The 9,698-nt window shown below is 59.0% G+C and carries 12 protein-coding genes and 1 pseudogene; 4 read left to right on the forward strand and 9 right to left on the reverse strand.

Annotation, left to right across the window (positions count from 1 at the left end):
* Nucleotides 1–959: 959 nt before the first annotated feature.
* Nucleotides 960–1,199 carry a hypothetical protein gene (locus tag LB536_RS30635; protein WP_224599063.1) on the reverse strand — a complete coding sequence of 80 codons (240 nt, stop codon included), beginning with the start codon at nt 1,197–1,199 and terminating at the stop codon, nt 960–962.
* A 41-nt stretch (nt 1,200–1,240) separates the two neighbouring features.
* Between LB536_RS30635 and LB536_RS30640 the strand changes: the two genes are divergently transcribed.
* The 3 genes from LB536_RS30640 to LB536_RS30650 all read left to right on the forward strand — a co-directional run bounded on the left by LB536_RS30640 (nt 1,241) and on the right by LB536_RS30650 (nt 2,883).
* Entirely contained in the window at nt 1,241–1,660 is a 420-nt protein-coding gene (locus LB536_RS30640) for a conjugal transfer protein TraD (protein ID WP_224599065.1), read from the forward strand.
* Nucleotides 1,661–2,062: 402 nt separating this feature from the next.
* Complete coding sequence (locus tag LB536_RS30645) at nt 2,063–2,578, forward strand: hypothetical protein (RefSeq protein WP_318013528.1); 516 nt, start codon at nt 2,063–2,065, stop codon at nt 2,576–2,578.
* A gap of 59 nt (nt 2,579–2,637) precedes the next feature.
* A complete protein-coding gene (locus LB536_RS30650; protein ID WP_224599067.1) occupies nt 2,638–2,883 on the forward strand; it encodes a DUF982 domain-containing protein in 246 nt (81 codons plus the stop codon).
* Nucleotides 2,884–3,825: 942 nt separating this feature from the next.
* On the opposite strand, the gene LB536_RS30655 is transcribed toward LB536_RS30650, so the two are convergent.
* Together LB536_RS30655 and LB536_RS30660 are read right to left on the reverse strand one after the other, a co-directional pair.
* Nucleotides 3,826–4,611, reverse strand: a complete 786-nt coding sequence (locus LB536_RS30655) for an anti-sigma factor family protein (protein WP_224599069.1) — start codon at nt 4,609–4,611, stop codon at nt 3,826–3,828.
* Nucleotides 4,598–5,131 (reverse strand): sigma-70 family RNA polymerase sigma factor, encoded by a 534-nt coding sequence (locus LB536_RS30660; RefSeq protein ID WP_224599071.1) that lies wholly within the window; start codon nt 5,129–5,131, stop codon nt 4,598–4,600. Before LB536_RS30660 ends, LB536_RS30655 begins: the two co-directional genes overlap by 14 nt.
* Nucleotides 5,132–5,429: 298 nt before the next feature.
* Here LB536_RS30660 and LB536_RS31190 point away from each other — a divergent pair, with 298 nt between their 5' ends.
* Entirely contained in the window at nt 5,430–5,555 is a 126-nt protein-coding gene (locus tag LB536_RS31190) for a hypothetical protein (protein ID WP_263489424.1), read from the forward strand.
* Here the strand turns inward: LB536_RS31190 and LB536_RS30665 are convergent.
* From LB536_RS30665 to LB536_RS30690, 6 genes and pseudogenes are all read right to left on the reverse strand, one after another.
* On the reverse strand, nt 5,545–5,847 hold the full coding sequence (locus LB536_RS30665; protein WP_224599072.1) for a hypothetical protein: 303 nt from the start codon (nt 5,845–5,847) through the stop codon (nt 5,545–5,547). The genes LB536_RS31190 and LB536_RS30665 overlap by 11 nt on opposite strands.
* A gap of 252 nt (nt 5,848–6,099) precedes the next feature.
* A pseudogene (locus tag LB536_RS30670) lies at nt 6,100–6,423 on the reverse strand (membrane-bound PQQ-dependent dehydrogenase, glucose/quinate/shikimate family); the annotation flags it as partial.
* Between the two features lie 476 nt (nt 6,424–6,899).
* Nucleotides 6,900–7,319 (reverse strand): BA14K family protein, encoded by a 420-nt coding sequence (locus tag LB536_RS30675; protein WP_411966614.1) that lies wholly within the window; start codon nt 7,317–7,319, stop codon nt 6,900–6,902.
* A 583-nt stretch (nt 7,320–7,902) separates the two neighbouring features.
* Nucleotides 7,903–8,196 carry a recombinase family protein gene (locus LB536_RS31280; RefSeq protein ID WP_318013530.1) on the reverse strand — a complete coding sequence of 98 codons (294 nt, stop codon included), beginning with the start codon at nt 8,194–8,196 and terminating at the stop codon, nt 7,903–7,905.
* Complete coding sequence (locus LB536_RS30685) at nt 8,165–8,752, reverse strand: TetR/AcrR family transcriptional regulator (protein ID WP_224599077.1); 588 nt, start codon at nt 8,750–8,752, stop codon at nt 8,165–8,167. Before LB536_RS30685 ends, LB536_RS31280 begins: the two co-directional genes overlap by 32 nt.
* An 81-nt stretch (nt 8,753–8,833) precedes the next feature.
* Nucleotides 8,834–9,226 (reverse strand): hypothetical protein, encoded by a 393-nt coding sequence (locus tag LB536_RS30690; RefSeq protein WP_224599079.1) that lies wholly within the window; start codon nt 9,224–9,226, stop codon nt 8,834–8,836.
* Nucleotides 9,227–9,698: the final 472 nt, after the last annotated feature.

Raw genomic sequence — 9,698 nt, forward strand, 5'->3', positions numbered from 1 at the left:
ATCCGGATTTTCTTTTTGCGGCTATACGTAGAGCGCGCTCCTGCCAGCAAGGATGTCTCGGCGTTGGCAGATCCCGACGAACGGGGCCGAGCGTCGTGAAGTTGCCTTTGGGTTTGGGGAGTTCGGGTTGAGACGGGTTTCCTTGTCTCACGAAGAGGCGGCGCGCCGCTCCCTTTCCCGGGATGTTTTCACCCAATCTAGCGGGTGCGAGGCTTCTAAAAAGATGCCCCGCGCCCGCCAAATCCGCGTTCGTGGGCCCATGCCGCAGCCCGCATAAACCAGGGAACAATGGCGCTGCCTCACAGTTCTGCTGTGTAGCGAGATGCAACAATGTGTGAACGGCCCCGTGCTGGCCCGACTTCGTCGCTGAGACGACTGCCCCCAGGAGGACTCGAAATGCGGACATCGGAGCGCGGTAATGCTCGTGGCTGGATCTACGACTACTGCAGAATCCGTGGTGCTGCCATTCTGCTGATTAGCGCGGTGCTTGAGCCGGTGGCATCTGGCTCGCCGCGCTCGGCGGCTCCTGGTATTACTTGATCGCAGGGGCTGGCCTGACCGCCTCGGGCGCGCTGTTGCTCTTTCTTTCCGGAGCGGAATTTGGCTCTACGCCGCCACCTATGTGTTCACGCTCGCCTGGGCGTTGGGAGGTCGGCACGGATTGGTTGGCACAGGTCCCGCGCCTGGTCGGGCCATCGCTTCTGCTTGTGCTCTTGTGTCTGCCCGCGTTTGTGCGCCCGCATGGCACCACAAGAAGCTTCGGCTCCAGGTCTGCCGGGGTCGCAGCCGGCGTCTTCGCTTCGTATCCCTGGAACATTTCAAAGCACCAAAGCCCAGGTCCCCAGACACTGGACGCGGCTCCAACAGGATAGCGGATCCGTGAAATGTAAGATCTCGAGGACCGGCGCGTCATTGGGCCGAGGTTCGGGGGAGGCTCCCTTCCCGCTCTCGCTAACCCGTCAAGTCCCCGTGGTTTGCGCTTTCATCGGGCTGTCGAGCGATTCCTGAGGATAAGAGGACCACTGGGTGGGAGCAGAGGCCGTCTTTGCTTTGATCTCGGCGCTGCGTTTCTGAGACAGCTCCTTGTTCTTGGCCTCGACCTGCCTTTGAGTGATTTTCGCGCCCTTCGGGTCGTGGTTGATCTCCCCCTGGGTGTCGATGACCTGCTTGTGAGGCTCATCGGCCTGAAAGGATGGCACAGGAGCACCGGGATTCAATGGCTTTGCAAACTCGGCAATAGGTGACCGGCACCTCCGAAGTGCGAGCCGAATTGGCTAGTTTTGCACGGGCCACACATTTTATTTCGACGAAAGTCCAATTTCTGCGCATTGGCTGGGGTGCCAGCGAAATAGGGGCTGCAGGGCAGCACCAGGCGGTAAAGGCTCGCAATGACATGCGCACGTGGCAGGTCGAGCGGCGCAAGCGCACGCGACATCTGATCGAACTCGGCGGTCTCCTGGTCAAGGCTGGCATTGTTGATCTGACTGGCGATGATCGCACCACCATCAACGGCGCACTGCTCTGGATGGGCGACAAATTCCGGAGCGAGCAAGGCGAACAGGCGCGCATGCTTTGGGCCCAAAAAGGGAAAGAAGCGTTCGAAGCGGACCGGAAAGGTGGGCCGTCCATCGTCGCGCAGGAACAGCGAGGCCGGGAATGACAGGGGCGGGAAGCGCGGAGACCTCCAATATCGCGGCGCCGCCCGTCATCGCGCGGTTCGTCAAATAAGCTGGTTCATGCTGCACGATCGATCGCAACTACGCAATCAACGCCGCCGAGGCCCGGCAGCACAACGCCACTCCACATAATCGCGACTTGGGTTGGAATAGTTTCCGGTCGGACTCGGTATATCCAGCATCGAGGTGAAGTTTGTCCGCTCTTGCCATTTTGCAGAACTTCCGGGTGCTCAAGCACAGCGTCTCAGGCGCTAGAGTGCGGGAGACAAGCACAAGCGTTGGAGGATTTGCGCCGATGTGCTCGCGACCGAAAACTCTGCCAATCGGACCCAGCGTTCCCCTCCCCTGTATCCAAAGCTGGGTCGCCTCTGCAGAGAGGCCTCAACATGTCGATCATAGGCCGATTTCCGGCCATTGTCGGCCAGGACGGCGCAAATCAACCTAAAACAAAGAGCGGACCTCAAACGGAGGAAGTTATGGCAGACAATCAAACCGTTTCGCAGCGCTTCAATGAATATCAGCCCTCCAAGACATTATGGTTCTGGTCGGTCGCGGCTGCCGTCGTATTAACGATGATAGTCGGCTTCACGGCCGGCGGTTGGACCACGGCAGGAACGGCATCGGAAATGGCGAAGACCTCGGCCATCAAGGCGCGGGCTGAACTGGTCGCCAATCTTTGTGTCGAAAAGTTCATCACGGCATCCAACGCGACAGAAAATCTGACCAAACTGAAGGGAACGTCTTCGTACCAAAGAGATAGTTTCATCAGCGACGGCGGCTGGGTCAAACTGGCCGGAATGAAGAAGGACGCCCCGGGCGCCGCGGACCTGTGTGCGGAAAAATTGGCAGCGATGGACACGATCCCGACCAACAACGTGGCTCAGGACAGCACCAAAGGTTGACTCCGATCTCGCCCGGCAGCGCAGTGTTTGCCGGGCAGCCATCGCAATGGAGGCGTGGCATGTATGAAGCTTGGTTTTCAAGGCCGGTGCCAATGGCCACCGGCATATCTGGCGAGATCAACAATCTTTCCAGCGCCAAGCAAGCAGTCGACCTGCTTACCAAGCACTGGCGCAGTGCAGGAAGCCAGAAACATCTGGCGGCGTTAAGAGCCTGCCGCCAGGCCATGAATGGCGGTATAGCGGCTGACGCCGCCAGGGACGCGTTGGTCGACGCGGCCAGAGAGGCGCACATGCTTGTCGAATAGGCCTCGTACCGAGCGATGGTGCGGACTCGTATTGACACCCGATCAGCCGTGAGCGGCGCCTCCGACGGCGGCTGGAAATGTCGGGCCCTTCCGCATTCGCAGGTGAACGGCCATGAGTTCCGCAGCACCGCTCGGTTCCCGACAGCCACAGCAAATCACGCCTGGATTTCGGGTTGCGAGGAATCGTAGTCCCTGATCGCAACGACCTGGTCTCCTTTTACCGTTACCAGGACCAGGCGAATCCCGCTGGGATAGTATCTTGGGAGGGAAGCCGCTTGTTGAGCCAAGGGCGCGCCCTCGAGCCCGCACAATTCGCCACCAAGCAGACAGTCGTCCTCGCCCATAACGGCTATGTATTCGCCATCGGAAGTATAACCGATCAGGCCTATTTTTTTTCATAATCGTGTAGATTGCGCATGGATGTACGCTCAAATCCACGATGCTGACAGGATTTCATGCATAACAGCGATAAGGATGCGGCCCGGCACAAAACCCCGCCTAGTGCCGGGCCGTCAGGAAGTGCCCGCGCGGCCGCACTTCCATATGATCTTGCATTACAACGCCCTACGGGTTTGAGCGGGGGCTTCATTTGCACACGAAACCAGTGCGATTCTGTGGAAGGTCGCTGATTCTTGCCGGGCCTGGATCAGCCACAGCTTTCGATTTTCCCGCGAAAGGGCCTTCATTGCAGAACGCGCTGCCGAAGTGATCTCGTATGCACCACACGAGGCGCACTGGAATTCGACCTTTCGGGAAGCGATATCGGCTTCGAGGGCAGGTCCTTCGCAAATAGGGCATGCAGAAGAGTAATATCGCCTTTCAAACGGTAGGACGTTCATTGCGTTTCCGGTGATTGCGGCAGCTTGCATAGCGCCACCGATGAAAGCGACGTCCCAGCAGTCCGCCGCGACCTTGCTTCTCCCTTTTTTCGCGCTTTGGTCATCAACCCCTTATTTTTGGATAGGCGTTTCTTCGCGTGGCGACTACAATTTGCTTTGCCTCTTTCTCGAGCCGGTCTGGCGCGGCGGAACCCATCAGGGCGTAGGCGGTTCCCCCCGACTGCCAATAGACGGTCGGCACCCGGCCGTCGGTGGCGGTGGTCGGGGGCACGGCGTCCTCGCCGCTCATCGGGGCAGCCACCAGCGTGATCCGGCCGACGCTGGGCGTGTCAGCTGTCACCACCAGGCTCTGTTTGCCATTCCAGGGCTGAACCTGAACGTCGTTCACCACCCAGACCGCTGGCAGGTCAGGCATGCTCACGTTCACCGCACCTACCAAGCGCTCGATCTTTTCCTGCTTTGGCTCCGCACCTCTTTCCGGACCAGCATTCAGCTGCGCAACGCGTAATGCTTCTCGCGCAGACAAAATGAAGTTCTGGTCTGCTGTGTCGCCACCCAGGCGAAGCGGAAGAGTTAGCGAATTCGCTGACCACCCTATCCCAATGAGTGCGACGGCGGCGACCTGCAGCCTCAAGCCAGCCAGCAGCTTTCTGCGGCGGAAAACTCGCTCCAGCTGCTTCGCCTTGTCGAGACTCGCGCGTGGAGGAAACATTCGACGCGGTTGGGCATCGCGCATGGCCTCCATGCGTTGCGCGTGCGCAAACACCTCAGCTGCCCGTTCCGGCTCCCGCGCGAGCCGCGCTTGTAGCTCGGATCTCTGGGACGGCGAGAGCTCACCGTCGAGGAACCGGTTGATCTCTTCGTCTGAAACACGGCTAGCCGGCCACATCACGGCCTCCTACAACTTTAAACGACCCCGACGCATTTTTGCTCGCGTCACCCATGCAATGTTTCAGAGCTGCTCGAGCTCGGCTCAGGCGGGACATTACCGTCCCTGTGGGCACCTCCAGCAGTTCGGCAGCCTCAGAGTAGGTGAAGCCCAAAACCCCGACTAGATGAAGAACCTCCGCCTGCTCCGCAGGCAGGGTAGCCAGCGCCCTTTCAACGTCGACCAATTCGGCACAACGCTCCTGCGCCGGCGGCGAAGCTGCTTCGGACAGGTCACCATAAGAGGCCAGGCGCTGCCTGTCGTTTGCCATCCGGGTGGTACCGGTCAAAAACGTATTGCGGACGATAGCGATCAGCCATGGCAACAGCGGACGCGAGGTATCGAAAGACTTTGCCAACGAAAGGGCGCGAACGAGCGCTTCCTGAACCAGATCATCCGCGTCGGAGTCATCACGAGTAAGCACCCGCCCGTACCGCCACAAAACCTCCAGATGAGGTGTAACATCGAACTTCGGGCTCATGTTACCTTGCCTAGCTTGCGCTCTGAACTGGCCCAGCGGTGAGGGACGCAACCGCTGGGCCGGAAGGGAGCGTCTTCCTCCCGAATTGCAGGCATCGAGTAGCCATGGATTATCAATGCCTGCTCCGCTCCCTAGATATGACAGCGACCTGTCACGGTCGAATCTCACCCCCAGCGCCCCATGTACCAACCCCGGGGCTAAACTATTCCATCCTAACCGAAACTTTTCTCTCCCCGGCTTGTTCTCAGCTGCTAGTCGAACGCGAGTTCTACTTTTAAAATCGGAGTTCAACCGTGCCGTGTCCCGCACGGGAGAGGCGGGCCTGCAGATGCAATTCGGTCTGCATGCTTTTCATGACCTGACCATGCTGCCGAGCTGCGGCACGAAGAAGGTATTCATCACACTGGCCGAGGTCAGCGCCTGAAATGCACTGGAACGCCGGCGGGAATGGCTACCTGATTGATTCCCACACCCTGTTCCGGGTAGAGGAACAGCCAATTCCAGTCGAGCGCCACCACCTGGAGATCAAGGGGCCGCTGGCCAGACGCGATCGGCCGGCGTGGATCGAGGTCGTAGGACCCGTAGTAGATCGAACCGCCGAGGAAGAGGATGGTGAGCGCCGGGACCGACCAGACGATCAGCTCGATCCGGCCGGAATAGCTGGATTCCGGGGTCGTAGCGCGCTGTGCGGTTCGCGCCGCGGAACATCCAGCCAAAGGTCAGCAATGCGACCAATGTCGGGATGACGATGACCAGCGGTGCGATTGACGGCGCAGATCGGTCCTTGCGGGTCGAGACGCCTCCCGCGCAGCCAGCCAAAAAAGACAATGGAGCCAGCACGGCTCCCGCGCCTGTTGTTCCACTTCCTCGGGATAGGAATACTGGACAATGCCGGCATGTCTGGATGGGGTTTCACGCACCGGGGCTGCTAACCTGTGGACGTACCGGATGTTCCATGGTGCCGACGCTTAGCCAGGAAGGGCGTAGGCAATTATCGCATCGCCGGGCTTTGTGCCGGTCGATCCATGTCCGCATGCAACCACTACCAAGTATTGCCGGCCGTCCGCGGCTTGGTAGGTCGCTGGCGTCGCTTGACCGCCTGCCGGTAGGCGGTTGCGCCAGACCTCGCGCCCCGTTCCTAGATCATACCCACGAACGCAATTGTCCATTGTGCCGCTCAAGAACGCAACACCGCCCGCAGTGACTATGGGGTCGCCAATGCCGGGGACCCCCATTTCGAAAGGCAGCGGCAACGGTGAAAGATCGCGCACAGTACCGTTGACGTGTCGGTAAACCGTCCTGCGCTAAGGCGTAGAGGCCGACCCCGGCGGGGTTGCGAATTGCCACCAGCGTACCCGATATTCCAAGCGTTATTCCGAGCACGGCGTAGAACCAACTGCCACCCAGCGCTGCTAACCAGAGGCCGCCGATAAGCAGAATAGTGCCAGTGATGACAATAAGAGCCGCGATCGTGAGCCGATACATCGGTTACTCCCCTTGGAAAGTGCAAAGCTTCAAGTTCCAGGAAGACCAGCCGGGGCCGGTCGGAACGCAAGCTAGGGCCGCTGATCGAGGGCATGGGGTGTGTCCGCACCCGTGTGCCCGCCGAATGGTTCAAGGAGCCGAAGCACAAGTCCTCAGACCAGGAGGCAGAGCACGCCAACCACCAGCAGCGGCAGTTACGCGGTTCATGGATTCCCTCGCACCAGTTCGTGGCTAAGGAGGACCCGCACCTGGAACGAGTCGACCTGCCAACTGTCGGTACAAGTCAGCCATACGGAGATCGGCACTCCCGGCGAGGTCCGTGGTACGGCTGAAACGTATTGTCAGAAGCCCTATAGGAGCGATAGTGGTCGTAGCACCACCGGACGTGTCGATTGATTGCCGGACCATTTCTGTCAATCGCGCCGCCGATGATCGCGCCAAGCGCAAATGCCGCCGGCGGGAACCACCATCCGTTGTAGCGACGATAGCCCGGACGATGATGTCTATAACCGCGGTGTCCGTGCCAGTAGGCGTGATTCCTTCGGAGGATGAAGGGGCGATGATCCCTATATCGCACCTGAGCCACATAGGACGGTTGAGCCTGCAAGCCCACGAAAACCGGCCCGGCGGTAGCTGAGCCAGTCGGCGTCGCCATTAGCACACTAGCGAAAACGGCGCTGAGAACTGTAGAACGTACTAGCATAGGCTTCTCCTTTTTCCGTACGAACCAAACAGATGGGAGATAAACTTGTTCCGAACATCCGGAAATTTTATTTAAATATTAGAATTTTTATACAAAACGACCGACTCACCCGCGCGTTTCTAATTTCAGCGAGGCTTAAATATTCGTCATGTTCCTGATTGATAATGAAACTAGGCATTCTATTGAGTCATTTACGCTCCTTTCATGAGTTCAGTTACCTGTAATGTCTTTCTTAACTGGCGCCACAGCAGTGTCCAGAAACTTGCGGGACCCCGCGAGTAGGCCGCCATGTGCAACCCTTTCGGCGGTAAGGCTGTTCCTAGCCTTAGGTCTAGGCATCCCTGTTGGATCTAGCTGTGGCTTCCGCCGCCTGGCGGGCTTGTCTCCACCTCTCACTTACCGGGAAACATCGGAAAATATTCCATCGTTTGCATTGACTCAGCGTCAAGCCAAAGGGCGTCGACGAGCTTCCTTCCCAGGCTTCGAACAAGCTTTCGGTGTGCCGAAACAAATCGGACCCTTGTCGTTTCGCGCTTCATAGACGGGTGACGACCGCGCAGACCACATCCCGCAGAGTCGGGACCTATAGGGAGGCAGGTAAGCTTGCGCTCACGTGCTCCTGGTCGCGTGAGAGGCGGTCAAGCGGCTCGGCAAGAACGATCTCGAACTGCCCGCTTTGAGCATCGCTCAGGAGCCGCTGAATGCATGGTCGACTGATGATCCTTGCACCAGATATGGCAGCATCGGCATAGGTCCCACGACGTTCCATCAGTCTTTGAATGAGTGTTCTCGGAAAAGTCGCGCTTCGAATTGGTTGTCGGACGAATACGAGCGTACGCGAAACGCTACGGCGCTCTGGTCGTGCTGGCGACGGCATTAATGTAGAAATCGAGCATCGCTATCAGCGAGGCCGGGTCCCGCCGCAGGCGACTGCGCAGGGCTGCGCCCTCCCAACAATTCACCAACAAGTCTGCCATCTCGTGCACGTTGCAGGCTGCCGGGACGTCGCCTTTCCGCTGTGCCTCGCTCAGGCATTTCGCGATCCGCTCGGAGACCGAAGACAAGCACCAGTCGATCTTGCGCCGGAACACCTCGCTCACCCCGGACAGTTCCTGTCCCAGCCCGCCCATGAGGCAGCCGAGATAACCCTCCTGCCGATAGCTTTCCTGGGTCCTATCAAAGAAGCGTCGGATGCGCGCGAGCGGGGCCAGCGCCTCGTCGAGCAGGCTTGCATCGAGGCCTGCGTGCACGCCGGCCATGTAGGTGTCCAACACCTGCAGGGCGAAATCCTCTTTGTCCCTGAAGTGATGATAGAACGATCCCTTGGGCGTGTCGGTCGCGTCCAGCAAGGCTTGAATTCCGAGGCCATTATAGCCTTGCTCCAGGAGCATTATCAGTCCTGCCTGGATCAGGTGTTGCTTTGTTGAATGCATCAGAGCCTAGCTTTGCACGAAAACACGTTCGCGACGCCCAGCCCTTTCCAGTCAGGCGTCGCAAGGGCAAAATCGATTTGATCAGGTGTGGCCGCTCACCTTGTCGATCATGTGATTGATCACGTGGGTATGTTCGTGCTGCGGGCTGAACATCACGATTTCCGCATCGGAGTCCACCTTCACGTTGTGCCCAGGCGGCCAGTAGAACAGGTCATTCGCAGCAACTGTCTCCTTGTGCCCCGACACGTCGGTAGTCGTAATCTGTCCCTTTAACACAAAGCCCCAGTGGGGACACTGGCACGCATTGCAGTGCAGTCCCTGAAAAAGGGGCGTCGTGTCGACGCCAGCTGCAAGAGTGAAGTACTCGCCACTGATCTTTCCGTATCCGGTGACGTCGCCGAACTCGGTCCGCTGACGAATGACGGCACCAGGAAGCTCCAGTTTTTTGTCCACTTCGTCTTTGGCAATACGCATAACTGCTCCTCCGTTAACCAGCTTTTGGACCAGTCAGTCTAGACTTCTCGGTCTATTTGTCAACCCGGGCGGCGGACCCGCGCCCGTGACCCGCCTTCGGGAGCGATTGGAGAGCCTCGCAGGACACATCGCCGTATCTGCCAGCCGGTTGCACGTTCATCCTTCGAACAGGCTCCCGGCTGCGCGTCTCAGGGTCCAAAGGCGCTTTACATTCGTTCCTGGTGCAAATTTCGATAGAGGATTCAGCCGCCACGAAGTAGGCGATTACCGCTATTTCACCCATTTCACAGCCCGTTTCGAGGCAGCGGCCGCGTCCCGCAACCGCTCAATTCGGTGGTACGCGACCAATGAACTGGCAAGCCTCAAGGCAGGATCAGACCAGGGACCCTAATGCATGGTCGCCGTGCTCTCCGGCATGGGCCGGGCTGATCAGCGCGCCACGGCTGGCAGGCTGATCAGGGGATCATCGCTC

The organism is Mesorhizobium sp. ES1-3 (assembly GCF_020164795.1).
GTDB lineage: Bacteria > Pseudomonadota > Alphaproteobacteria > Rhizobiales > Rhizobiaceae > Mesorhizobium.